The sequence below is a fragment of the Pseudoalteromonas sp. S3178 genome (genome assembly GCF_005886985.1).
Classification (GTDB): Bacteria; Pseudomonadota; Gammaproteobacteria; order Enterobacterales; family Alteromonadaceae; genus Pseudoalteromonas; species Pseudoalteromonas carrageenovora.
On sequence record NZ_PNCW01000016.1, the window covers coordinates 80,988 to 106,624 of the forward strand.

Sequence of the window (25,637 nt, forward strand, 5' to 3'; positions counted from 1 at the left end):
TCCTTTGTATTTATAGTTTAAAGTTAGTAATGCCTAGTTTTATCAGGCTTGTGGTTATTCGTGGAATCTCGTTTGCTCTATTTAAGCAAGTGTGCGCTTGTACTAGAGGGTACTTTACATGAATACTTTGGTTTATTTTTACTGTTTGAGTGATAGCTGAAAGCGCACTTGCACAAAATTGCTCTCGTTGTTCGCTGGTCGTAGCTAATTTAGCTTTGAGCAGGTTTATATTTATAGGAGCTAAGTTATCTCTATTTTTCATTTTATTAGTTATGTAACGTTTATATTCGACATCACCCTCAAGGGTCATTAATAACTCTTGCGCTTTGAGAGGGAGGTTTCTGTCAATAAAATAGCGAACCAAACTAATTTGTGTATTGATAGAATTGATATTATTAAAACCTTGTGATTTTAAGAAGCTAATAATTTTTCCTATTCTTGAATCTACCTTTTTGTCATAAGACAACATTATTAATTGCGCTAAAGAGAGATAATACATATGTTGAAATTCATTATTTTCTGGATCTTGCTTTAAAGCCTCATTTATATTTTCATTCGCAAAGCGAGCTTTTGAATAGGCCATTTTTTTATCAGGTAAATAACTTAGTAAATAACTTTGTTGCATATGTATATTTGCTGACATATAAAAAAGACTAGCGTCATCAGGGTAGTGATTAGCCATTTCTTTCACCACAGAAACTGCATTTTCCAGCATATTCATTGCAACATTAAAGTTACCTAAGTTACCTTCAGTTTTTGCAAGCCAACTGATTGTATCTGCTTTATCACGTAATAAATTTTTACTATTCGGTTTTAGTTCAATGGCTCTATTCTTAAGAATAAGTGACTCTGTAAAGCTTTTTTTCGCAGCTATATAGTCAAATTTCTCTGTGTATAAAGAACCTAACGAGTTATGTGAATATGACAGCTCCATAATTGAGTTAAAATCATTGGGTGCTAATGAATACATGCTTTCGCTATAAGTATGGTACTTTTCAAATAATGGCTCTGTGGCAGCGTAATCGCTTTCATCATAATGAAGCTGGCCGAGCCAAAAGGCATTAGCACCGGCGAGGGTGAGTAGCTCTAAATTTTTTGGCTGAATTTTTAATAATGCCTCAAGGCGAATGCGGGCGTTTTCAAAGGCGGTGAAGGCTTCATCGGTTTTACCGCGGGAATAGGCCACTTCCCCCATGGCCTCAAGGGTTTGTGCGTACTGAAAACGGTTGTTAAATTGTGCTTTATCATCGCTAAAGCTAAAGACTGAACCTGATTCGTCAGTTTGATTTGTAAAATACTCAAGTGCTTTATTACTAATGCCATCAAGTAAGTCCATACGTTTAACGCTGCGTAGTTTGTCGGCAAAGTCGCCGACCATAAACCCCAGTAAGCTTTCTGCCTCAAGCTGTTTTTTTTGCGCATGTTGTTGGGCTTTAAAGCTAGTGAAGCTCATTAATGACGCGGTAAATGTAAGCAAGCATAATAGAGCAACGGTCACTCGCTTTACTCTTATCTTTGTTTTTGTTTTTTTTACAGAGCTTTTAATAAGAGCGTGCTCGTTATCATCTAATTTAAACAGTTTGTCGCTAAGCAATAGCTGCGCTTCTTGTAGCGGTTTACCTGGCGCAAGAAGGTAAGCACTACTTTTATCTTCATCTATCCAATTTTGCGCTTGGTGTTGTAAGCGACTTTTTATTGCTAATGCATCTTTGTGATCGCTTATCCACTGTTTTGCGCGCGGCCATTGACGTAATAATGCTTCGTGCGCAAGGCTAAAACAGGCTTCGCCATTTTGTAAGTGCGATACAAATAAGCGGCTATCGACCATGGCTTGAACAAGCTCTTTTTGGTTGGTATTAGTTAATGCCTTCCAGCGGGCTGCGCGGCTAGTAATAGTTTTACCATCAGGGTTTAGGGTTATTAATTGTGATAACACGCTTTTTAGTTGCTGTTGTTGCGCTTTAGAAAGTCCTATAAATACATCTTCTGCCTTTTTGCCTATGGCGCCCTCAATACCGCCAAGTTTTTTATAAACACTGTGTAGTAACTCGTTATTATCACTGCGCTGTAAGTACAGCTCTTGCAGAGTGTATTGCAGCATGGGTAGTGCGTCGGGGTTATTGGCGGTATCGGCGCATAATATTTCATCCAGTGGTGTTTGGGTGTGTGGGTCGTGTGAAAACGTTAAATTAGCGGTTATTGCTGGCAGGCGAATAATTTGTTGAAGCTCGTGCCTGTTCGGTGGTGTTAAGTCGTAATGCGCGCCATTAGCTTTGCCAGCCATTAAGCTTGGTTGCTCAACCACTAAAGGATAAAAATCGTTTCTGCACGCACTAAATACAATCACTGTTTTAGAGGTTGCTAAGCGCTCAATAACCGATAAAAAATGGCTGCGTGTTTCGTTACTAAATAGTGGCGAGGAAAGTAGTACTTCTAAACGGTCTATAAATAAAAATAATTGCGGCTTGTGGATTTGTGTAGAGGTTTTGCTAAGCACTGATTTTATGGTAAAGATGACATTATCAATACTGTGCTCTAGCTGCTGAGCAAGTACTAGCGCGCTTAACCCTTCAAATACAGGTTGATTGTTTATATCCCAGTCGAGTAGCGCAGAGGCTAAATCTAAAAAAAGCCTATCTTTATGTACATCTGCAAAATCGAGCTGACAATAAGAAAGAACTCCGATGCCGTTATAGCCTCGCTCGTCGAGTAACTTTGGCAGTATACCTGCATTAACTAATGATGATTTACCGGTGCCACTAGGGCCTAGGATTAAACAAAATGCGCGTCCAAAATTGACTTGGCTCGATATTCTTTCAAGCAAGGTAGATACTGATTTATTTCGGCCAAAAAACAAGTGTGTGTCGCTTGGATTATATGCGCTTAAACCTAAAAAAGGAGAGCCGCCTTGCCACGTGTTTTTAGTTGCTGTTATGTCATCGGCTAATGGAAACTCAAGTTTTGCAATAATCCGGTAACCACGTTTGCGAATAGTTTCTATGTAGGTGGGTTCACTTGCTTTATCGCCAAGGGCTTTTCGTAGCTGAGTAATGATTTTATGTAGCGGGTTATCGCCAATTTCAATATTTTTCCAACAATGATCTAATAGCTCATCGCTGGTGACTATTTCACCTTTTTGCAAACATAGGTGCACTAATACATCTATGGCTTTAGGTTCTAATTGCTTAGTTTTACCTGCTCGCTGAACGGTATTTGACTGGGGATTGACTTGCCAATCACCTAAGTAAAAGGGGCTGCGATTCATAATGGCTCATTATTGTTATTGTGTGATTAAAGCGAGAGAATAAATAGTTATTTAACTAATTATTTATATTACAGAATAAACAACAAACACAAAAAGAGTTTTTGCTAAGAAAGGGAGGTTTAGGGCGTGTTAATCTTTGATGGTTGAATTTGCAGCAGTATGTTTGTTTTTTAGGCAAGGCAGAGCCTGTGAAGTGTGGTTACTCCCCATAAATAGGCGATAACGCAGTATAAATGCCAAACATGCGTTGCCCTTCGAGTTCTGCCTAGGGGCGATAAACTCTTTGTTGCTCGGTTTTTACTTAGCCCACTAGGTTACAAACCTCGCGCCGCGATTTAATCGCCCCTAGATTGAACAAATTTCAATCCGCAAAGATCAACACGCCCTAGTGATGTAGGTAATGCAATACTGCATTACCTACTAAGTTTAAAGGTTAAATATCGTTTTTATTTATGGTCACTACGCGTTGTGGGAACGGTATTTCAATTTCAGCGTTGTTAATCGCTTTATAAACACCACCGTTAATAGCGAGCTTAGTTTCGATTATTTTTGTGGTAGGCACCCAATATCTGTAACTAATAGTGACGCCACTATCAGCAAAGCGCTCTATGCCTATTTGAGAGTGTGGATTTTGAGCAACTAACTCGTGTGCGTTGAGTACTTCTTCAATAAGACTAATAGCGGTATCAGCACATGCACTATAGGCAATATCTATTTCACCTTTAACTAATGAATAACTAAATGAGTTATGAATTATTTCGCCCATTATATGTTTGTTAGGAATGGTGATTTCTACTTTTTCTTCATCTATTAAAATGGTGTAGCCAAGCTCTATAGTTTTAACTTGGCCGCTTACATTTTTAACCTCAATGGTATCGCCAACTACAAAAGGGCGTGTAGCTATAATGGCAAGGCCTGCACCATAGTTAGATAGCATACCTTGCAGTGCTAAACCTGCACCTAAAGACGCTGCACCTATGGCTGCCACAAAAGGAGTAACGCTTATCCCTATTTTGCCCAGCGCTATAATAACCACCATAACAATAAGCAATACCTTAACTACATTGCTTACAAAGTTGGTTAAAGTAACGTCGATATTATGACGAGCCATTAAGCTTGCAACCACATTGGCTATTTTTTTAGCTACCCATAGGCCCAGTAGTAATATAAAAATAGCGCCTACAATCTGCATGCTGTAGGTAACTAGGTACTCGGTGAGCATGGTGTAGTATTTTTCAAATTGTTCTATTTCAGAACTGATCATAGCGGGCTCTTTAAATGGTGGTAATACGATTTTTGCTAACTATAGCAAAGTGTTGACTAAAAAAGGATAGAGCAACGGCACTATAATTGCCGTTAATAATGCGCTTAATGCCATAGCAACAGACGAAAATGCGCCTACTTTTGGATGTTCACTAAGGGCTGCGGCCGTGCCTATAGCATGGCACGCAGTTCCCATTGCCACGCCTTGCGCTTCGTGATTATAAATAGCAGCCAGTTTAAATAGCATAAAGCCAAATAAAGCCCCTAATAAGCCTATAAAAATAACCAAGGCGGCGGCGAGCGAGCTTATTCCTCCTAAGGAGTCTGTCACAATTAAAGAGATGGGCGTTGTTACACTTAAAGCCGCAACTGATGCACTTAAGTTGTTAGGCACGTCAAATAACACACTCAGTACAAATGCAACAAAAGTAGCATTAACAATGCCTAAACTGCAGGTGCTTACTATGAGTAATAAGTTTTTTCGTACATGCATAAATTGCTGATATAAAGGCAGTGCTAAGGCAACAATTGCGGGTTCTAATAACCAGCTAAGTAGTTGACTGTGAGAAGCAAATTGGGAATAGGGCAAGTTTAAGTTAACAAGCAACAAAGCAATAATAGCAATACTTAAAAATACCGGATTAGTAAGTGATTTTAAAACACCGTTTTGAACTTTCTTGTTTAGGGCCCTTAGCAGTACAAATAAGGCAACAATAAAGGGGATACTTAACCACCATAAATTAGGTGTTAGCTCAGTCATTGTTATCTCTACCTTTAAAATAAGCCATAACCGCACTTACCAGCAGTAAAGTACTGGTAGGAACGAGTAATACCACAGAGACTAAAAAAGGCCCGTTCGATTTTATAAGGTCTATATGCTCAATAAAACCGACTCCTGCAGGAATGAAAAATATTGGCATAATATTTAAGATTGGTGATGCGCAGGGCATTACATAATGCTCTTTTACAATGCCCGATAACAGTAAAGTGAGTAAAATAACCATGCCTAGCAGAGGGGCAGGAAAGCTGCCGCCAATACAATGCATAACTAATTTAGCTAAAGTTAAACACAATAAAATAATAGCGCTGCTGAGTAAGTACTTCATTTAAGTAGCTTATAAATAAAATGAGGGTTTAACTTTAGCAAATTTGTGCGCGCTATGCATTGGGCGTTAGTCTTACCAGCGCTTAGCATTATTGTAAGTTATATCAGTTTTCCCTTTTGCTTTAGCTATCGCTTTTTTAGTGTTTGGATTTAGCAGTAATCGCACTTGGCTAAATGTTTCTTTAGCTAATATTTTACGTTGATTAAGCTTATAGCTTTGCTGTGTTATACGTTTAATTGCAGCTAATGTATCTGGCGAGCGCTCAAGCAATGTGTTTAACATGTTGTGTGTTGCTGTTTGTGTATCGTCGGTGAGTTGAGTAACTAACCCTAATTGTTCAGCTTGCTGAGCACTAATTGGGTTTGCATGACTGGCAAGCCATTGTGCATGATCGCGCTTTACAAGGCCACTTAGTACTACATTTGCGCCCATGTCAGGGCAAAGTCCCCAGCGGGCTTCCATAATGGCAAGTTTTGCATTGTTATTAACAATTCTGTAGTCGGCTCCTAAGGCTATTTGTAATCCTCCACCTAAGCAGTTGCCATCTATTTGTGCAATAACCGGTACACTTAACGATTGCCAGCCTAAAACAACCTTTTGAGCTAGGTTTTGATTACCCGGTAACCACTTAAATAGTAGTTTTACAATGTTAAAGGGGGAAGCCATAACGCCTGCTACATCAAGCCCTGCACAAAAGTGTTCACCTTCGCCTTTAATGATTACAGCTCTAATACTGCGATCTTGTTTGATGTTATTGATTGTTTTTTTTAATTGTACAAACATTTCAAAGCTTAGGGCGTTTTGTTTTTGTGCCCTGCAAAGCGTGACAGTAGCAATATTATTTAGTTTTTCTAATTTTATCATGGTTACTCCTCTGACCTCTTTTGAGCTTAAGTTTTTATCAGCGCTAAGTACATATTTATAAAAAATAAATTGAATTATTTAGTAATCCTTTAGTCATAATTAGTTGATTTAGCGAGTATCTATTTTTATTTATTGATATTGTGATTAATGGTTTATTTATAGCAATAAATATAATTAATGTAGTTATTCAAGGTGTTAGAAAGTTCCTTAAGTAATGAATTTATTAAATGCTGAATCAAGCATGACTCGGTAACAAAAAAATCTGTTTTTTAAGCGTATTTTTCTCAAACTTGTTTCTAGTTTTGATATTATGACGCCACTTTAAAGCTTAAGGTTAAGCAATTATGTCGGGTCCACGTTTATACACAGAAGAAGAAGCTACTCACCAAGCCTATGATATTTTTTTAGAACTGGCGCCTAATAACCTTAGCGATAAAGACGTTGAGGACTTTAATGAATACCGAGAAGAGTTAGGATTTATTGAAGAAGGTGAACCTGATGACCAATGGCAAGACTTTGTAGCGCTTGAAATAGAGCCTGAACACTTTATTCAAGTATTAGTAGGTTTAGAGTTTGAAACCGACGATGTTTTATTTGCAAAAATTTTAATTAGCCGTGATAAAGACGCACCGTTTTGTCATATTTTATGGAAAGAAACAGCGTAAGCATTGCGCTTACTTGTTTTAATTGTGTATCAGAGAGAGTTCTGTGCGTAAGTATTTATTTTTAATTCTTTTAATGATTAGTAGCCCTAGCTGGGCAGTTGATCCGTTTGAGGATTTTCATGAATATGGCAAGCTTTCAGATGAAGAAATTCATGAGTTACATAAAGGCGAAATGTTTTATGGTGATACCGAGTTTGGCTTAATTTTAAGTAAAGGTAACACCAACTCCACAAGCTTTAAACTCAAAGGCAACTTGTATCAAGACTTTGAAAAATGGCGAAATCAATTCAAAATAGACTCCCTTTATAAGCGCGACCAAAATGACGATACGGGTACAACCGATGTAACCGCAAATCGTATATTTGTATCTGCTCAGGGTAACTACAAAGTAGGCGTTAAAAACTCTTCACTTTTTATTTATGGCGATTATGAAGAAGATGAATTTAGCGGCCTTGATTTTAAAAGCACGATAGCAACCGGTTATGGCGCGCGGGTATATCAGGGCGTAAAAAATAAAGTTGATATTGATGTTGGGCCTGGCTTGTATCGCTCAGTTGCAGATGATGAATCTGAAGTGAGTGAAGATGAGCAAAACAAAACAGGTTACTTAGTCCGTGTTGCTATGCAGTGGGAGCGATTAGTTTCAAAACGAACTCGTTTTAACCAAGATGTAAGTATTGAGCAATCACTTTCTGGGTTAAACTCTCGTTTAAAATCAGAAACTGCGCTCATTAGCCAAGTTATTGGTGCGGTATCACTTAAGTTTGCTTATATGTATCGTTATAATTCAAAGCCAGAAGACGATAACCTCAAGTACGACTCAGAGTTGAGTGCCACCTTGGTATACAGCTTTTAATATTTTTTAATTTTAGAGATAACTATGTATCAGCATAAGCAGTACGCGGTGTTTATATTTTTTGTATTGGCATGGATTGGCGGTTTTGTTGCACTGGCGTGGAATTTAATAGGTGCTGATGCTCCTTTGATGATATTTGCCGGTATTTTAGTGCTGGTGGGCTTTTTGTTTCATGGCTTAACAGTAAAAGTAGATGATAAGAATATTAGCTGGGCGTTTGGTCCAGGTGTTGCTGGGCAAAGTATTGAGCTTAGCGAAGTAGCAGAAGCTAAGGCAGTTCAAAACTCTTACAGACACGGTATTGGTATGCGAATTACTCACGATGGTTGGGTGTATACAGTATCTGGCTTTAGTGCAATACAGCTAACGCTCAAAGATGGCACTTTGTATAGAGTTGGTACAAACGATCAAAAAGGTTTACTAGCTGCTTTAAAAGAAAAAAACGTATCAATCGCGCTGCCTAGTAAGCCAAAAGCTGAAACGGTTAAGCGTAATAATATGATATAAAAAAAGCGCCTTAGGCGCTTTTTTTATAAATATTTAGATTAGTGGTCGTGACCACAACCACCTTCGCCATGAACGTGGCCATGAGCCATTTCATCTTCGCTAGCGTCACGTACTTCTAAAATTTCTACATCAAAGTTAAGTGTAATACCTGCAAGCGGGTTATTACCATCTACAATCACTTCTTCATCTTGGATGTCGATGATCATTACCGATTGGTCGCCATCATCTGTTGATGCACGAAATTGCATACCAACTTCAATTTCCATACCTTCAAACATTGATTTAGGTACTGCTTGCATTAAGTGGTCGTGGCGCTCGCCGTAACCATCTTCAGGTTCTACTTTTACGCTTAGCGTATCGCCAGCTTGCTTACCTTGTAACGCGTTTTCTAGGCCTGAAATTAAGTAGCCAGTGCCAACAATAAAAACTAGCGGTTCACCACCGAACGAGTTATCAATACTATTGCCATCATTATCCATTACTGAGTAATGCATTTTTACTACTTTATTTGCCGCAACGATCATAGTCATTCCTATTTATTCATCTTCAAGAGAGTATGGTAGAGGCAGAATGCTTAGCTCCACCTGAGGTGCGTGTTTTGAACGAAGTACCTGAGTTACATCGGTATCGTTAGGCAACACAACAAGGCCCGTTAATTTATTAGATTGCTCATCAAAGCTTTGTGCAATCAGTTTGCCTGCACGTCGCCAGTTTTCACCTAATTGAGTTTCTAAATCAGGCTCTTCTAGTAAGCCTTCGCTTTGCCCAGAAACGATATACATGGCACGTTTGTTTTTACCTAAGTATTTCATACGGGCAACGGTTTCTTGGCCCGTGTAGCAGCCTTTTTTAAAACTAATACCGTCAATGGCTTGTAAGTTCACCATTTGTGGTACGTATTCACCTACCGCGTCACTGCTTAATTGAGGCTCGCCAGCAAGCATTGCAGCTTGCTGCCAAAGCGCTTCGTTATCAAGCGTTGATATGCTATCGGGCATGCTAAATTGGCCATCTACCATTAACAGTACACGGTTAGGGGATAATTTAAGTGCTTTACCATTATTAAAGTCACACGCGTTTGTATCGTCTTCAAAATGAATACCAAGCTGTGTAAGTATATTACTAAGGTCATCGCCAATTAAACCGATTAAACGTTTAGAGCATTCGCTAATTTCAACTTTAGCAAATACAGCGTACTTTTTAAGCTCAGCTAACGACTTTTCTACTTCGGCTTCGCTACCTGCTAGGTAGTAGCTATCTTGATAAGAAAATAATTTAAATACGCCCCAAAGTTTACCTTTAGCGCTGCAATGGCCAGCCCATAAATAATTACTGCTGGTTAATTTATTGAGATCTTGAGTGATTTGCCCGTGCAAATAAGATAATTTATCAGCACCACTGAGGCTAATAAGCTGATGAGATAACGGACATGCATAAACGCTCGACATAAAAACCTTCTTTGCAATACAAATGAAGTGACATAATAACGCAGTTGTTACGTATGGTACAGGCAAGCAACTATAACGATTAGTTTATTATTTAATGAATGATTAATAGCTGCTAAGTACACCTGATTTTGGTAAACTCAGGTTAATTAAGTATGAGGTTTAAAATGGTTGAAATTCATAGTAAAGCACGTATTCGTTGGGCTTGTCGTCGTGGCATGTTAGAGCTAGATGTTTTGTTTATGCCGTTTGTAGAAGAAGCATACGACTCGCTTAATGCAAAACAACAAGCTATTTTTCAGCGTTTATTAACGCAAGAAGATCCTGATTTATTTGCATGGTTTATGGGCCATGAAGAATGTAAAGATGAAGAACTAAATAGCATGGTTTCGCTCATCTTAGACCGAGTTCGTGTATAGATTTACAGTTACAAATAATAAAGCAGACCACAAACCGATTGTGGTCTTTTTTTGCGTGCTTAGCTTACTACTTTGTATGTTTTTAGACGCGGCGTTAGCTATGCTATTTTGTGTGATTATAAATGCGATAGCTGCCTATATAGTTTGGCGAAAAATTTTAGCGATACACCCTATACAGGGCGTAATAATTTTAGAACCTAAGCTTTTTAGGTTTGAAGGCGAAACGCTAAAAGTGCAGGGTGAAATAACTCAAAAGAGTCGTTTTTATGGCAATAGTATATGGCTGCATATAAAAGGCTTTAGCGAACACCATTGGCTAATAATTTCAGCCAATGGTGTTAATGCGCAAAGTTATGCACGTTTAAAACGCGCTACTTTAAATGCAATTAACTGCGCTTTGGAGTCAAAATAGTCGGTGTTGGGTTTTCATTTTGTTCAGGGTAGTCAATTGTATAGTGAAGGCCTCGGCTTTCTTTTCGCTCCATTGCACTTCTAATGATAAGTTCAGACACTTGTACCAAGTTACGAAGCTCAAGTAAGTTATTACTTACTCTAAAGTTTGCGTAGTAATCGTGGATTTCTTGTTGCAATAACTCAACTCGGTGCAGTGCTCGCTCTAAACGTTTAGTTGATCGCACAATGCCTACATAATCCCACATAAATAAGCGTAGTTCGTGCCAGTTATGCGTAATGACTATTTCTTCATCTGAGTTACTAACACGACTTTCATCCCAATTAGGAAGCGCCATAGGCTCCGGTGCTGTTTCAATTTTACTTAAAATATCTTTAGCGGCAGCATGAGCAAACACAATGCACTCTAATAATGAGTTACTAGCCATGCGGTTTGCACCATGAAGACCGGTGTAAGCAACTTCGCCAACAGCATATAGGTTATCCAGATCGGTTTTACCGTTAAAGTCGGTCATTACACCGCCACAGGTATAATGCGCCGCAGGCACAACCGGAATTGCCTCTTTGGTTATATCAAGGCCAACACTTAAACATTTTGCGTAAATAGTTGGAAAGTGCTCAATAATAAAGTCTTTGTCTTTGTGGCTTATATCTAAATAAACACAATTAGCACCCAGGCGCTTCATTTCAAAATCGATTGCACGAGCGACTATATCACGAGGGGCAAGCTCTTCACGCTCATCAAAGTCTTTCATAAAACGGGTGCCGTCAGGGCGTTTTAAATAAGCACCTTCGCCGCGCATTGCCTCGGTGATTAAAAAGTTTTGCAGCTCTGGGTGATAAAGGCTGGTAGGGTGAAATTGGTTAAACTCCATATTGGCCACTTTACAGCCCGCGCGCCATGCCATTGCAATACCATCACCGCTTGAAACATCAGGGTTTGAGGTATATAGATATACTTTACTTGCACCACCGGTAGCTAAAGCCACAAATTTAGCCGAAATAGTTTCTACTTTTTTAGCTTTTTTGTTCCATACATACATACCATGGATATGCGACCCTGGTTTATCGGCGCTTTTATCAGTAATTAAATCAATTGCATTATATTGCTCAAGCAAGGTTATATTTTTATGCGCTTTTACTTGGCTAATAAGGGTGGTTTGTACCGCTTTACCTGTTGCATCGGCTGCATGTAAAATACGGCGATGGCTGTGACCGCCTTCACGAGTTAAATGAAATCTTTCTTTACCTTTACTGTCAAACTCCATATCAAAAGGCACGCCTTGGTCTATTAACCATTGTAGGCAGTCGTGTGCGTTACTCGCTGTGTAATGAACAGCATCGCGATCACACAGGCCGCCGCCAGCGTCGAGAGTATCTTCTACATGGGATTCTATACTGTCATTTTGTTTATCAAAAACCGCGGCTATACCGCCTTGAGCATATAAGGTAGAACCTTCGGTAAGTGCTCCTTTACTGATCACGGTAACGTTACAATAATTAGCTAAAGACAATGCAAGTGATAAGCCTGCTGCGCCGCTACCGATAATAGCGACATCTGCAATGTGATGTTTATTTTGGTTCATGTCAGAGGTACTTTGCGGTTACAATGCTCAAATAGAGCAATATTTGTTTTTAATATCTGTAGTTGTATCATATTTGTCATATTACTACGTAGTGATTTTAAAGGCTTAGCGCCGTTATTTATCAACTATTTTATAAAAAAATAATATTAAGCAGAACTTTTTATTCATAAAGGGGTCAGAGTATTTGTGAACAATGACGACAATATGAATAACAAGCAAAAATCAGACATAGGAGTACCGGCTCGAATGAGCGAGCAGGAATTAGATTTAGTGCTAGTAAAAAGGGTCCAGCAAGGAGATAAAAACGCCTTCAACCTATTAGTAAAGAAGTATCAAAACAAAATTGCAGGTTTGATCTCACGTTATGTATCTAACCAAGGCGATATTGCAGATGTAGCACAAGAAGCGTTTATTAAAGCTTACCGTGCACTTCCTAACTTTAGAGGGGACAGCGCCTTTTACACGTGGTTATACCGTATTGCCGTTAATTGTGCTAAAAATTACTTAGTAGCCCAGGGGCGTAAGCCGCCAGCGAATGATATAGACGCCGAAGATGCCGAGTTTTACGATGGTGCAGATTCAATGCGTTCTAATGCATCTCCTGAAAACCTACTTTTAAGCGAAGAAGTACGCGCTGTTATTTTTAATACGATTGATAGTTTGCCTGAAGACCTTAAAACCGCGATTACCCTAAGAGAAATTGAAGGGATGAGCTATGAAGAAATAGCCGTGGTAATGGATTGCCCTGTTGGCACTGTACGTTCGCGTATATTTAGAGCCCGTGAAGCAATAGATAACAAATTAAACCCATTAATAGGCGAGTCTTAGTATGACAAAAGCACACGTTAGCAAGTTAGATAACGAAGCGTTATCAGCATTACTTGACGGCGAGCAACATTTAGCTGATGCAACAATTGCAGAGCAAGATGTAACTACGTTCGGTCGTTATGCGTTAATTGGTGATGCGATGCGTGCTCAAAAAAATAACAACGACATCCATATTGATATTAGCGATCGCGTTGCACTAGCGCTAGAAAGTGAACCTGTATACGCTGATTTTTCTCAGTCTAAAGCAGCAAATAAGCCGCAAAGCGTAACCGAAAAAGACAACAACGTAGTTGCTTTTAATTGGCGTAAACCTGTTGCACAACTTGCTATTGCAGCAAGTGTAGCAATGTTTGCCATTGTAGGTGTAAACACCTTGCCACAAAGCAATAACGAGCAACAAAGTGAAATTCCATTACTGCAAACTACTCCGTTAACAGGTATGGCATCTCCGGTAAGTTACTCATCAGAGCCTGCTTTAGAAAATGCAGAGCAAGGTTTACGTGAGTTACAACAGCAACGTATTGGCGCGTTAGTTTTAGAGCACCAACGCCAAGCCCGAGTTGCGAATTCTTTAGAAACAGCGCAAACTAGCACCAAAGCGTCTGAGGAAAAAAACTAATTAAATGAAAGTAATCACTTTTGTTCTGTCGTTGGTCGTAAGCGTAAATGCCTTTGCCAACGACACAAATCCTGCCAAAGATTTATTACTTAAAATGGCGAATGCCGTTCACACTCGTAATTTTGACGCCTCGTTTGTGGTTGTTAAAGGTAAAGCAATGGAACCCTACCGATGGGTACATGCGCTTCAGGGCGAAACAGAACTTGAGCATTTAAGCTTGCTTAACGGCGCTGGTTTAGAAATGGTTCGTGTTGATAATCAAGTTACTTACTTTGAGCCGCAATCTCAGCCTTACTCTTTAAAAACAGACTCAATAGCGGGTCCAATTCCTGAAGTATTATTCAAAGATATCGAGCGCTTAAGTGCGCATTATGACTTTGTTTTAGGTGGAAAAGGGCGAATAGCTGGGCGTGCTGCGCAGCTAGTGCGAATAGAATCTAAAGACGAGTATAAATATAATTATTGGATTTGGCTTGATATGGAGTCGTCGCTTTTATTAAAAGCAGCGTACGTTAATCATGAAGGCGAAGCACTTGAGCAGTTGCAGCTTACGCATATTAGCGTAACAGAGCAGCCTGCGGCTATATTACTTGAAGTACTTAATCGTAATTTCCCAACGCCTTTACCAAATGATGCATTGAACAATAACGATAGCACGGCCACAAACTGGAAAATTAGTTGGTTGCCAGATGGTTTTGAACTTTTAAAATCAGACCGACATAAGCTCGATTTAAATAATGAACTTACAGACTATTACCTGTTCTCAGACGGGTTTGTAGAAGTGTCGGTATTTATTCAGCGCCCATTACCGGGCAAGCGTTTAAGCGGTGCATTAACTTCTGGTGCAACGACTGTATATGTGCATAATGGCGGTAATTTCGATGTATCCGTTGTTGGTAATGTGCCAAGTATGACCGCAAAAGCAATAGCAGAGTCAGTAACCCGCGCATTATAAACGATTCGTAAGGATTGTTATGATAGAACAGACCCTGACAGTTGTGGCCCTCGATGGCCACACTGCGCATTTAGAAGCCCAGCAAAAACAAGCTTGCGAAGGCTGCAACGGACGTTGTGGTTCACAAGTGTTTGGTAAGCTTTTTGGCACGGCTAAAAAAACATTCCCCTTCAAATTTGAATCCCCCGTAGAGGTCGGTCAAAAAGTCACACTGTCTCTTGATGATAGCCATATGGTTAAACATGCTTTTGCTGTTTACATGCTACCGTTATTTTTAAGCCTGATTTTTGCTTTTATTGCAGCTCAGTTATTTATGGCTTCCGAAGGCTGGCAAATTTTAGCAGCGGCTTTAGGTGGGGTAAGTGGTTATTTTATTGCTAAAACACGTGTTAAATCTCTTAAGCACGATATAAAAGTTATAAAAATTCATCCAATTAGTATTCCTTTAACGCAAATAGATGGTGATTGACGCCAATTAAATGTAAAATTGCCGTTTTATACCAAAGTAACTTGGAAATACAAGGAACCGTGGTTTTTATAATTGTTTTACGCGAGGAAAGTTATTTAGGCTAAACGGCTCTAAATCAATGTTATTCAAGCTATAAAATAATTTTAACCCACCTTAAAAAGCGTAAGTTTAGTGTGAAAGTTATAAACTAAACTTGTGGCATCCTAAAGCAAGTATTTTCAAGTCACTTAGGTGTATGTACTTAGTCCATTAAAATAGAAGTTTAGAATCCAGTTTATGAAGCATATCCGTAATTTTTCGATCATCGCCCACATTGACCATGGTAAATCGACCCTTTCTGACCGTTTGATCCAAGTTTGTGGCGGTTTAACCGACCGTGAAATGCAGAAGCAGGTTTTGGATTCAATGGACATTGAGCGCGAACGTGGTATTACCATTAAAGCGCAAAGTGTAACGTTGAACTACAAAGCAAATGATGGTGAAACATACCAACTTAACTTCATCGACACGCCAGGGCATGTTGATTTTACTTATGAAGTATCTCGTTCATTAGCTGCGTGTGAAGGTGCATTATTAGTAGTAGATGCAGGCCAAGGCGTAGAAGCGCAAACATTGGCAAACTGTTATACCGCTATCGAAATGGACCTAGAAGTAATTCCTGTACTTAACAAAATTGATTTACCGCAAGCCGATCCGCTTCGTGTAGCTGAAGAAATTGAAGATATTATTGGTATTGATGCCTTAGACGCTGTGCAGTGTAGCGCTAAAACAGGTGTAGGTATTGCCGAAGTTCTTGAAATGATTGTTAAAGACGTTCCGCCACCAGAAGGTGATAAAGAAGCGCCTTTACAAGCACTTATTATTGACTCGTGGTTTGACCCATACCAAGGTGTTGTATCACTTGTACGTATTAAGCATGGTGAACTACGCGCGGGCGACAAAATAAAAATAATGTCAAACGAGCACGTTCATACCGCTGACCATGTTGGTATTTTTACCCCGAAGCAAACAAACACCGGTATTTTACGTACTGGCGAAGTAGGTTTTGTTATTGCGGGTATTAAAGAAATACACGGCGCGCCAGTTGGCGACACTATTACTCATCAAAAAAATGCAGCACCGCTTCGTTTACCTGGCTTTCAAAAAATTAAGCCACAGGTTTATGCCGGTATGTTCCCAATTGCATCTGATGAATATGAATCGTTCCGTGATGCACTAAATAAATTAAGCTTAAACGATGCGTCGTTATTCTTTGAACCAGAGAATTCGACCGCACTTGGTTTTGGTTTCCGCTGTGGCTTTTTAGGAATGCTACACATGGAAATTATTCAAGAACGTTTAGAGCGTGAATACGATATTGATTTAATTACGACGGCACCTACTGTAATCTACGAAGTAGTTACTAAAGAAGGTACTACTCAGATTGATAATCCATCTGATTTACCTGCGGTAAACGATATTTTAGAAATTCGTGAGCCAGTAGTAGAGGCTAATATTCTTGTTCCTCAAGAGTATTTAGGTAGTGTTATTACGTTATGTGTTGATAAGCGTGGTGTACAAACCAAAATGAGTTACCACGGTAAGCAAGTAGCAGTGACATATGAGCTACCTATGGCTGAAGTGGTAATGGACTTTTTTGATAAGTTAAAATCAACAAGTCGTGGTTTTGCATCACTTGATTATAACTTTAAGCACTTTCAAACCTCAGATATGGTACGCGTTGATATACTTATTAACGGTGAGCGTGTTGATGCGTTAGCAATTATTGTACACAGAGATAGTGCTCAATCGCGTGGTCGTCAGCTTGCTGATGCGCTTAAAGAGCTCATCCCGCGTCAAATGTTTGATATTGCGATTCAAGCCGCTATCGGACAGCATGTTATTGCGCGTACAACGGTTAAGCAGTTACGTAAAAACGTAATAGCTAAATGTTACGGTGGTGACGTGAGTCGTAAGAAAAAGCTACTGCAAAAGCAAAAAGATGGTAAAAAACGAATGAAGCAACTAGGTAATGTTGAAGTGCCTCAAGAAGCGTTTTTAGCTATTTTGAAAGTTGGTAAATAAAAATAAAGGATTATAGATGGCTGGTTACTTTTCAGTTTTATTGGTGTTATTAACCTTAGGCTCAGGTTTAATATGGTTAATAGATCACCTGTTGTATGCGCCAAAAAGGCAAGAGCGTTTGGCTATAGCGCAAACCTCTGCTGGCAGCCAGTTAGATGAAGAAACAGCTGCATTAATAGCACCAGAACCAGTAATAACTGAAACTGCAAAGTCGATTTTTCCGATGATTGCAGCTATTACTATTTTTAGGTCATTTATTTTTGAACCGTTTCAGATTCCATCAGGTTCAATGATGCCTACTTTATTAGTTGGTGACTTTATTTTAGTGCAAAAATATTCTTACGGAATTAAAGACCCAGTTTGGCGTACTCAGTTAGTTGATATGGGTGAGCCAGAGCGTGGTGATATTGTTGTTTTTAAATATCCGTTAGATGAAAGAGTTGATTATATTAAACGCGCAATTGGTTTACCGGGCGATAAAATTGTTTATCGCGATAAGCGTTTATATATTCAACCAAACTGTAAAGAAGGTGAAACCCAACAGGGCGAGCTTCTATGCAATGAATTCAATAAAATTGATTTTAAACTAATTAATGATAACGAATTTAAACAAGGCCAAATGTCGCTTGCACGTGTAAACGAAAATTTAACTACACTAAAGCACGACATTTTAATCAACCCACGCGCACCTGAAAGAAAAGGGCGTTACTATCAGCAACCAGGCACACCTTCAGATGAATGGACTGTACCTGCTGATCATTATTTTATGATGGGTGATAACCGCGATAACAGCCAAGATAGTCGCTTTTGGGGCTTTGTACCAAAAGAAAACTTGGTGGGTAAAGCTGTCTTTATATGGATGAGTTTTGAATTTGAAAATGGCCCAGATGATGTTTTACCAGGATGGGTTCCAACTGGTGTTCGTTTTGAACGCCTAGGTAATATTCAGTAACAATGAAAAAAAATGTAACAGAATTATATAACAGAATTGGCTATGTATTTGCTGATCAAGGTTTACTTGAACAAGCAATGACGCACCGCAGCCACAAAGGTCAACATAATGAGCGACTAGAGTTTTTAGGCGACTCAATATTAAGCTTTGTAATTGCCAATGCGCTTTATGCTAAATTTCCAAAAGCACGCGAAGGCGATTTAAGCCGTATGCGTTCTACGCTTGTGCGTGGCCAAACTCTTGCTGAATTTGGTCTCGAATTTGGTCTAGGCGATTACTTGCGCTTAGGGCCGGGTGAGCTTAAAAGTGGAGGATTCCGCCGCGAGTCTACACTTGCTGATGCAGTTGAAGCCATTATTGGCGCAGTATTTTTAGATTCAGATATTGAACGCTGCGGAGAACTAATTTTAGCGTGGTACGAGTCTCGACTTGATGCTATTTCACCAGGGCTTAATCAAAAAGATCCGAAGACCCTGCTGCAAGAGTATCTACAAGCCCGTAAATTATCTTTACCGGGTTACACTGTTGTTGACACTAAAGGCCAAGCACATAATCAAACATTCACGGTTGAATGTATTGTTGATGGAATGGATAGCATAATTTCTGTTGGTAGCTCGCGCCGTAAAGCCGAACAAAAAGCTGCCGAAAAAGCATTGAAGATACTTAAAAATGAACCTTGATACCTTAATACAACCTCATGAAGGTGATGTAGATACATTTTGTGGAATGGTTGCCATTGTTGGTCGCCCAAACGTAGGTAAATCAACTTTACTTAATGAAATCATTGAGCAAAAAGTAAGTATTACCTCGCGCAAACCACAAACTACACGCCACCGTATTATGGGTATTCATACCGAAGGTAAACACCAAGCGGTATACATAGATACACCAGGTCTTCACGTTGAAGAAAAGCGTGCTATTAACCGTTTAATGAACCGTGCAGCGTCTAGTTCAATTGGTGATGTAGAGCTTATTATTTTTGTTGTTGAAGGCACTCATTGGAATGCTGATGACGAAATGGTACTTAATAAGGTATCGCAAAGTGGTAAGCCGGTATTATTGGTTATAAACAAAATTGACCAAGTTAAAAACCGCGATTTAGTGCTACCTCACATGAAAGAGCTTGGTGACAAGTTTGATTTTGTTGGCATTATGCCAGTATCAGCAACGCAAGGTAAAAACGTTGATTTGATCAAAGCAGAAGTAACTAAACGCTTACCTCCGTGTGAGTTTTACTTCCCTGAAGATTACGTTACCGATCGTTCTATGCGCTTTATGGCAGCAGAGGTTATTCGTGAAAAGCTAATGCGCTTCATGGGTGAAGAACTTCCATATTCTGTAACTGTTGAAATAGAGCAGTTTAAATGGCAAGAAAACGGTGTATGGCATATCAACGGGTTAATACTTGTTGAGCGTGAAACACAAAAGCGCATGGTAATCGGTAATAAAGGCGAAAAGCTAAAAACGATTGGCCGTGAAGCCCGTAAAGACATTGAAGAAATGCTCGACAACAAAGTATTTTTAGAACTTTGGGTAAAAGTTAAATCTGGTTGGGCTGATGACGAACGAGCACTAAGAAGCTTAGGTTACGGTGAAGACTAAACCAATAAGTAGCTTAATGAATGGATAGCGACTTCTACACAGCGTATTTGTTACATCGGCGTCCTTATAGTGACTCCCAAGTAATGCTTGATATGCTGGTAGAGGGCGTTGGCCAGTTAAGGATGCTGGCGCGAATTAGTGGCCGCCAGGCTACTAAGCATAAAGCACAACTTCAGCCGTTTCAGGCATTGCTTGTCCACTACAGCGGCAAGTATGATTTAAAATATATCAATAAATTTGAATTACATGGTAACCCGCATTATTTAAAAGGCGACGAGTTATACTGCGGTTTTTATTTAAATGAATTAACTAATCGTATTGTGCCTGTTAATGAACCCATTGAACAAGTATTTGAACTTTACAAATCTCACCTTGGTAACCTTAATAGCGGTGCTAATTTGCAAGCTGTGCTGCGTTCATACGAGTTTCAATTGTTAGAGCTTTTGGGCTACGGTGTTGATTTTAGTTTTGACGCAAGCGGTGAGCCAATAGACGAAGCGCTTACGTATAGCTATTTCCCTGAGCTTGGTTTTTTGATACAAGACGATGTGCGCTCAGGATTTAGTGGTAAACAGCTTAATGCAATTGCAAATCATGACTTTAGCCAAAGCGATGTGCTATATATGGCAAAGCAATTAAGTCGCTATTTATTAAAGCCCTTACTAGGTAGTAAACCATTAAAAAGCCGTGAGCTATTTATGGCCTCTCAATAAACGTAATTTTACAGGTAGAACAATGAAAGATATTCTTTTGGGTGTAAACGTAGATCATATTGCAACACTTCGCCAAGCACGTGGAACAAACTACCCAGATCCAGCTCACGCAGCCAGTGTAGCTGAGCACGCAGGTGCTGATGGCATTACGATTCATTTACGTGAAGACAGGCGCCATATTCAAGACCGTGACGTTTATGTTATGGCTAAAACGATTCAAACACGTATGAACCTTGAAACAGCCGTTACTGATGAAATGATTAAAATAGCGCTTGAAGTAAAACCTGAATATGTGTGTTTAGTACCTGAAAAACGTGAAGAGCTAACGACTGAGGGTGGCTTAGATGTAGCTGGCAATATAGATAAAATTAAAGCTGCGACTAAAACTCTTAGTGATGCGGGTATTAAAGTATCGCTATTTATTGATGCAGATAAAGCGCAGTTAGACGCAGCAAAAGAATGTGGCGCTCCATTTGTTGAAATACACACTGGCGCATATGCCGACGCTACTAATGACACTGACTTACATAAAGAGCTTGAGCACATTCGCGAAGGCGTTAAATATGCAGCAAGCATAGGCTTAATTGTAAATGCAGGACATGGCCTTCATTATCATAACGTTAAGCCAATTGCTGAAATGCCCGAAATATACGAGCTAAACATTGGCCACGCTATTATAGCTCGCGCAGCGATAGATGGGCTCGATAAAGCTGTTCGTGACATGAAACGATTAATGATTGAAGCAAGAATGTAATACGAATCTACATAAGCATTTAAAAATCTTAGTAAAAAACGCGGTAAATACCGCGTTTTTTATATCTAACATTTATGCTTATCTTTGTAGCTCAGTCACATTTGCATCAGCAAGTAGGTTTTCAAGCTCATCTTGTAATTCAAATAACTCAGGCTCAATATTCTCTAGTATGCATTCACTTTTAAGTGATGTTTCAATGGTTTCTGCAAGTGATTTAAGCTTAGGTACGCCAGTGTAACAACATGCACCATGAAACTTGTGCACTATACTAAGTACTTGCTTACAATCATTACTTTCAATAGCTTTAGCAAGGAGTGTGAGTGTTTCAGGCACACTTAGCAGTAGCATATTAAGCATCTCGAGTGCTAACTCGCTTTTGCCGCCAGCACGTTGCAATGCCTGCGCCCAGTCAATTCGAGTACTTTGAAATGGAGCAGGGCTTTGTGGAATATCTATTTTAGCTTTATCACGGTTTATAGGTGTTTGTGGGCTATGATCGCAAATAATTTGGCTTAACATATCCTCATCAATAGGCTTAGTTAAATAGCCTTTAAAACCATCTTTTAAAAGTTGTTCTTTTTCACTGTGAAGCGCATGGGCTGTTACAGCAATAATAGGTGTATCTTCATTTAATGATGATTCGCGAATAAGCTTACATGCGGTAATGCCATCCATTATTGGCATTTGTATATCCATAAATATCACATCGTACTTATGACTTTTACTTAAGCTGTATGCTTGAGAGCCATTATGAGCGGTTTCTACAACCTCTACTTGCTCTTTTAATAACGTACAAATAAGTTTTAAGTTAGCGTCGTTATCGTCAACAACAAGCACTTTTAATGGTAATAAAGCTTGCTCATTTTGCTCAATATTATGAGTAGGGTGATCAAGTCTATAAGGCGCAGCAAGTACTTCACATAACTTACGGTGATTAAGCGGTTTACTCAAACACGCGTCAGCCCCACTGCCTATAAACGCTTCTCGCATATTGTGCGATACAGTATTAAGCATTAAATATAAGTAGTCGGTTGATTCGCGTACGGCTTTTACATAGCTTTTTAGCTGCTGCATATCATCAACAGACGCCATATGGCCAATTAAACAAATATCATATTTATATTCGCTATTTTTTATAGCATCTAAAAAGCTGGTCTCGTTAAAGCACGCTGTTACGCTTGATTGCCACTGAGTTAATAATGAAAGTACTGCATGGTGCGTATGTTCATGCGGCTCTAAATATAAAATACGCTTACCAATGAGCGATTTAGATGGTAAGTCGTTAGTAAATATATGGTTTGGTAAATTAAATACACTATTGAATGTAAAACATGTGCCGTTACCTGGTGCTGAGTTTAATGTAATACGGCCGCTCATCGCCTCCACTATATGCTTGGTAATAATAAGGCCCAGGCCAGTGCCGCCAAATTTACGTGTAATACTTGAATCTGCTTGGCCAAAAGGAGTGAATAGTGAATCCTGTTTATCCATAGGGATACCTACACCAGTATCGGTTACCGAAACCAATAAAGAAGCACGCTCGTCATCGAGTAACCGGTGGCTTATATCGACCTTAATTGAGCCTTTTTCAGTAAACTTAATTGCGTTGCTTAAAAGGTTTATTAACACTTGTTTAAAGCGCGTTGGGTCGCCGGTTAAATCATCTGGCACGTGCTGGTTTATGTATATAGATAACTCTAATTGTTTTTCGTGTGCACTAGGCGCTAGTAATGTCATTACCTCATTAACAGCATCACGCAGTTGAAACTGAATTGACTCAAGCTCCATTGCACCCGCTTCAAGTTTAGAAAAATCTAAAATATCGCTAATTATGGTCATTAAACTATTTGCCGAGAGCATAATTGTATCAAGGTAATCTTTTTGATTTTTATTAAGTGGCGTTTTATAAAGTTGGCGGGTAAAGCCAATAACACCATTAAGCGGAGTGCGCAGTTCGTGACTCATTTTAGCTAAAAAGTCTGATTTAACTCGGTTAGCGTCTTGCGCTTCTTTTTTAGCAAATGAGAGTTCTATATTTGAGGTTTCATATTGCTCAAGTGTTTCACGGTAGTCGCTGGTTGCTTGGTCAATATTTTTTTGCATTTCATCTTTTTGCATCACCATAGTGTGAGCAATGGTATTTAAACCTTCTCGTAGCAGCTCAAATTCACCAATCATGCTATCGGTTAAGCCAGTGTTTCTTTTTCCTTCAACAAGTTTGTCGGTGGCAAGTACTAACTTATTAAGAGGGTTCATAAACATACGGCTAAGTCTTAGTGCCAAAATAGCGGCAAACACCAGCGACAAAATAATAACAATACCGCTAATTAATAGCGCTCGTTGCTGGCCAATAACGGCTTGGTCTTTATTTAATTGTAAAATTACAGTACCAAGTGATGGCTGAAAAGCCGAAGGGTCCCATTTAGAATCATGACTTGTATGGTTAATTACTGGCGTAAAAAAAGTGATGAGCTCTGCATTTTTTTGCACATGAGTCGTTTTTAAATTTTGTAGTGTTTGCTGGTTAATAAGCTTGTCAAATGAGCGGTGGTAATTACTGGTCATTAACAGCTCATTATTTTTATCAAAAACCGCTATCGATTTGATTGCAGGGGAGTGTTTGTTGTGTGTATAGCTAATAAGGCGATTTAATAATTGTTTGTTTTTTTCAAGCATAGGTTGCTCGAGGGCAATAGCAAGCGGCTCAGAAATAGTTGCGCCTTGTTGATATAAAATTTCATCAAGCTCAATGTAACGATTTATTGTAAAATAGCCACCAAGTAGTAATCCTATGATCACCGTTGGGATCAGGGTCAGTGTTAAAACAGAATCGCGTAAGCCTAATTTGGTCATAATGGGAGCGTTATTATCATTATTAGTATGATTTGAGTATATACGGTTCAACTCGCATTCTAAAGCATCTAAACATAGGTGCATTACAAATAAAGTGAAGGTAATGCCTAATGGCGCAAATTTTTAAAGCGAAAAAAAAACCGCTTAAGCAACAAACATTAGAGTTAAATATCACAGGTATAGATCACCAAGGGCGTGGCATTGCTAAGCATAAAAATAAAGTGTGTTTTGTAAGTGGTGCATTACCTAATGAAACGGTTAAAGCAACACTTGTTGAAGACAAAGCAAAATACAGTAGTGCTAAGGTAATAAAAGTAATAAACGCCAGTGAATTTAGAACAGATGCATTTTGCGAGCATTATAATCACTGTGGTGGTTGCCAGTTACAGCACCTAGAAGTTGCTCAGCAAGTTATTGAAAAGCAAACAGCGGTTACTCAATTATTTAATAAATTTGCTAAATTAAAAGAGCTGAATTGGCAAACTCCGCTATTGAGTAAATCAACTCATTACAGGCGCAGTGCTCGAATTGCCGTTATGTTTGATAAAGCCGCTAAAAAAATGCGTGTAGGCTACAGAGCCAGTGGCTCTAAAAACATTGTAAGTATTAATAAATGCGCGGTACTTAATGATGTTTTTGCAGATGTATTTACTCTTTTTGATGAGTTAATTAATCAGCATAAAGCGCTTCACAGTATAAGCCACCTGCAGTTATGCCAAAGTGATGAGCAAAACTTTGTGGTTATTCGTCACACAAAAACAATTAACGATGAATTTAAGGCAATAGTTGAGCAAGCTGCACTTAACCATCAATATACTATTGTATGGCAAAGCGAGAGTGACATTATTGATCATTCGCATTTAGCGATGCCATTTTATTACCTTAAAGATTTAGATCTAAAATTTGAATTTGGTTTAGGTAATTTTATTCAGGTTAATGCACAAGTTAACGAAGCTATGTTAAAGCAAGCTGCAACTTGGCTTAATCTAAATGGGGACGAAAATCTATTAGATTTATTTTGTGGTATTGGTAATTTTTCATTAGTGCTGGCAAAACAGGCTAAATTGGTAGTTGGCGTTGAAGGCGTCACTTCAGCTGTTGCAATGGCTGCTCAAAATGCGCAAACTAACCAAATTACTAATACGCAGTTTCATTGTTTTGATTTAACGCAAAATATGCAAAACGCGCCCTGGTTTAGTAAAGAGTTAGACGTACTCGTGCTTGACCCATCTCGTACAGGTGCAATAGCTGTTTTGGAGCAATTACCACTGAAACAGTTTAAAACTATTTTATATGTGTCTTGTGACCCTGTTACTTTAGCCCGTGACAGTGCAATTATTTCGCAAGCAGGCTTTGATCTTAATAAAATTGGGCTAATGAATATGTTCCCTCATACAGGGCATATCGAAACTATGGCGTTATTTCAACGGAGGTAAAGCGC

At 39.1% G+C, this 25,637-nt stretch carries 25 protein-coding genes; 16 read left to right on the forward strand and 9 right to left on the reverse strand.

All coding sequences use genetic code 11. From position 1 onward, the window contains the following. Nucleotides 1-10 precede the first annotated feature (10 nt). From CWC11_RS03895 to CWC11_RS03915, 5 genes are all read right to left on the reverse strand, one after another. Complete coding sequence (locus tag CWC11_RS03895; RefSeq protein ID WP_138681635.1) at nucleotides 11-3,265, reverse strand: nSTAND1 domain-containing NTPase; 3,255 nt, start codon at nucleotides 3,263-3,265, stop codon at nucleotides 11-13. 433 nt (nucleotides 3,266-3,698) lie between these two features. Then, the gene (locus CWC11_RS03900; protein WP_104643161.1) at nucleotides 3,699-4,529 is read right to left on the reverse strand and encodes a mechanosensitive ion channel family protein; all 831 of its coding nucleotides are present in this window, start codon (nucleotides 4,527-4,529) and stop codon (nucleotides 3,699-3,701) included. A 39-nt stretch (nucleotides 4,530-4,568) separates the two neighbouring features. Continuing rightward, entirely contained in the window at nucleotides 4,569-5,288 is a 720-nt protein-coding gene (locus CWC11_RS03905; RefSeq protein ID WP_138681636.1) for an LrgB family protein, read from the reverse strand. Next, complete coding sequence (locus CWC11_RS03910; protein ID WP_138681637.1) at nucleotides 5,281-5,634, reverse strand: CidA/LrgA family protein; 354 nt, start codon at nucleotides 5,632-5,634, stop codon at nucleotides 5,281-5,283. Before CWC11_RS03910 ends, CWC11_RS03905 begins: the two co-directional genes overlap by 8 nt. A 72-nt stretch (nucleotides 5,635-5,706) precedes the next feature. Further along, nucleotides 5,707-6,498 carry a crotonase/enoyl-CoA hydratase family protein gene (locus CWC11_RS03915; RefSeq protein ID WP_138681638.1) on the reverse strand — a complete coding sequence of 264 codons (792 nt, stop codon included), beginning with the start codon at nucleotides 6,496-6,498 and terminating at the stop codon, nucleotides 5,707-5,709. Nucleotides 6,499-6,842: 344 nt separating this feature from the next. Between CWC11_RS03915 and CWC11_RS03920 the strand changes: the two genes are divergently transcribed. Genes CWC11_RS03920 through CWC11_RS03930 form a run of 3 tightly spaced genes read left to right on the forward strand, consistent with a single transcriptional unit; the run spans nucleotide 6,843 to nucleotide 8,526 of the window. Then, nucleotides 6,843-7,163 (forward strand): HI1450 family dsDNA-mimic protein, encoded by a 321-nt coding sequence (locus CWC11_RS03920; RefSeq protein WP_058548632.1) that lies wholly within the window; start codon nucleotides 6,843-6,845, stop codon nucleotides 7,161-7,163. Nucleotides 7,164-7,206: 43 nt separating this feature from the next. Continuing rightward, nucleotides 7,207-8,019, forward strand: coding sequence for a DUF481 domain-containing protein (locus tag CWC11_RS03925; protein WP_058548631.1), 813 nt, complete (start codon nucleotides 7,207-7,209; stop codon nucleotides 8,017-8,019). Between the two features lie 24 nt (nucleotides 8,020-8,043). Continuing rightward, a complete protein-coding gene (locus CWC11_RS03930) occupies nucleotides 8,044-8,526 on the forward strand; it encodes a hypothetical protein (RefSeq protein ID WP_138681639.1) in 483 nt (160 codons plus the stop codon). 38 nt (nucleotides 8,527-8,564) lie between these two features. Here the strand turns inward: CWC11_RS03930 and CWC11_RS03935 are convergent, their stop codons facing one another. Together CWC11_RS03935 and ygfZ are read right to left on the reverse strand one after the other, a co-directional pair. Continuing rightward, nucleotides 8,565-9,050, reverse strand: a complete 486-nt coding sequence (locus CWC11_RS03935) for an FKBP-type peptidyl-prolyl cis-trans isomerase (RefSeq protein WP_058548629.1) — start codon at nucleotides 9,048-9,050, stop codon at nucleotides 8,565-8,567. 12 nt (nucleotides 9,051-9,062) lie between these two features. Next, nucleotides 9,063-9,974, reverse strand: a complete 912-nt coding sequence (ygfZ, locus tag CWC11_RS03940) for a CAF17-like 4Fe-4S cluster assembly/insertion protein YgfZ (protein WP_138681640.1) — start codon at nucleotides 9,972-9,974, stop codon at nucleotides 9,063-9,065. Nucleotides 9,975-10,138: 164 nt separating this feature from the next. On the opposite strand from ygfZ, the gene CWC11_RS03945 reads away from it, so the two are divergent. Both CWC11_RS03945 and CWC11_RS23275 read left to right on the forward strand, forming a co-directional pair. Further along, nucleotides 10,139-10,390, forward strand: a complete 252-nt coding sequence (locus CWC11_RS03945) for an FAD assembly factor SdhE (protein WP_058548627.1) — start codon at nucleotides 10,139-10,141, stop codon at nucleotides 10,388-10,390. Between the two features lie 55 nt (nucleotides 10,391-10,445). Then, complete coding sequence (locus CWC11_RS23275; RefSeq protein WP_058548626.1) at nucleotides 10,446-10,802, forward strand: hypothetical protein; 357 nt, start codon at nucleotides 10,446-10,448, stop codon at nucleotides 10,800-10,802. On the opposite strand, the gene nadB is transcribed toward CWC11_RS23275, so the two are convergent. After that, nucleotides 10,777-12,387 carry an L-aspartate oxidase gene (nadB, locus tag CWC11_RS03955; RefSeq protein WP_138681641.1) on the reverse strand — a complete coding sequence of 537 codons (1,611 nt, stop codon included), beginning with the start codon at nucleotides 12,385-12,387 and terminating at the stop codon, nucleotides 10,777-10,779. The two genes, CWC11_RS23275 and nadB, sit on opposite strands and share 26 nt — an antisense overlap. A gap of 246 nt (nucleotides 12,388-12,633) precedes the next feature. On the opposite strand from nadB, the gene rpoE reads away from it, so the two are divergent. From rpoE to pdxJ, 10 genes are all read left to right on the forward strand, one after another. Continuing rightward, on the forward strand, nucleotides 12,634-13,215 hold the full coding sequence (gene rpoE / locus CWC11_RS03960) for an RNA polymerase sigma factor RpoE (protein WP_058548740.1): 582 nt from the start codon (nucleotides 12,634-12,636) through the stop codon (nucleotides 13,213-13,215). Nucleotide 13,216: 1 nt separating this feature from the next. Then, on the forward strand, nucleotides 13,217-13,834 hold the full coding sequence (locus CWC11_RS03965) for a sigma-E factor negative regulatory protein (protein WP_138681642.1): 618 nt from the start codon (nucleotides 13,217-13,219) through the stop codon (nucleotides 13,832-13,834). A gap of 4 nt (nucleotides 13,835-13,838) precedes the next feature. Further along, nucleotides 13,839-14,789 carry a MucB/RseB C-terminal domain-containing protein gene (locus tag CWC11_RS03970; RefSeq protein ID WP_138681643.1) on the forward strand — a complete coding sequence of 317 codons (951 nt, stop codon included), beginning with the start codon at nucleotides 13,839-13,841 and terminating at the stop codon, nucleotides 14,787-14,789. 19 nt (nucleotides 14,790-14,808) lie between these two features. After that, nucleotides 14,809-15,258, forward strand: coding sequence for a SoxR reducing system RseC family protein (locus tag CWC11_RS03975; protein ID WP_138681644.1), 450 nt, complete (start codon nucleotides 14,809-14,811; stop codon nucleotides 15,256-15,258). Nucleotides 15,259-15,534: 276 nt separating this feature from the next. Further along, nucleotides 15,535-17,322 carry a translation elongation factor 4 gene (lepA, locus tag CWC11_RS03980; RefSeq protein ID WP_058548621.1) on the forward strand — a complete coding sequence of 596 codons (1,788 nt, stop codon included), beginning with the start codon at nucleotides 15,535-15,537 and terminating at the stop codon, nucleotides 17,320-17,322. Between the two features lie 16 nt (nucleotides 17,323-17,338). Then, nucleotides 17,339-18,274 carry a signal peptidase I gene (lepB, locus tag CWC11_RS03985; RefSeq protein ID WP_058548620.1) on the forward strand — a complete coding sequence of 312 codons (936 nt, stop codon included), beginning with the start codon at nucleotides 17,339-17,341 and terminating at the stop codon, nucleotides 18,272-18,274. 2 nt (nucleotides 18,275-18,276) lie between these two features. Next, on the forward strand, nucleotides 18,277-18,954 hold the full coding sequence (gene rnc, locus CWC11_RS03990; protein ID WP_058548619.1) for a ribonuclease III: 678 nt from the start codon (nucleotides 18,277-18,279) through the stop codon (nucleotides 18,952-18,954). Next, nucleotides 18,944-19,876 (forward strand): GTPase Era, encoded by a 933-nt coding sequence (gene era / locus CWC11_RS03995; RefSeq protein ID WP_058548618.1) that lies wholly within the window; start codon nucleotides 18,944-18,946, stop codon nucleotides 19,874-19,876. Before rnc ends, era begins: the two co-directional genes overlap by 11 nt. Nucleotides 19,877-19,896: 20 nt before the next feature. Continuing rightward, nucleotides 19,897-20,589, forward strand: coding sequence for a DNA repair protein RecO (gene recO, locus CWC11_RS04000; protein ID WP_138681645.1), 693 nt, complete (start codon nucleotides 19,897-19,899; stop codon nucleotides 20,587-20,589). Nucleotides 20,590-20,611: 22 nt separating this feature from the next. Next, a complete protein-coding gene (gene pdxJ, locus CWC11_RS04005) occupies nucleotides 20,612-21,343 on the forward strand; it encodes a pyridoxine 5'-phosphate synthase (RefSeq protein ID WP_138681646.1) in 732 nt (243 codons plus the stop codon). A gap of 78 nt (nucleotides 21,344-21,421) precedes the next feature. Here pdxJ and barA read toward each other — a convergent pair whose 3' ends face one another. Next, nucleotides 21,422-24,196 (reverse strand): two-component sensor histidine kinase BarA, encoded by a 2,775-nt coding sequence (gene barA, locus CWC11_RS04010; RefSeq protein WP_138681647.1) that lies wholly within the window; start codon nucleotides 24,194-24,196, stop codon nucleotides 21,422-21,424. Nucleotides 24,197-24,306: 110 nt separating this feature from the next. On the opposite strand from barA, the gene rlmD reads away from it, so the two are divergent. After that, a complete protein-coding gene (rlmD, locus tag CWC11_RS04015; protein ID WP_138681648.1) occupies nucleotides 24,307-25,632 on the forward strand; it encodes a 23S rRNA (uracil(1939)-C(5))-methyltransferase RlmD in 1,326 nt (441 codons plus the stop codon). The last annotated feature ends 5 nt before the right edge of the window (nucleotides 25,633-25,637 follow it).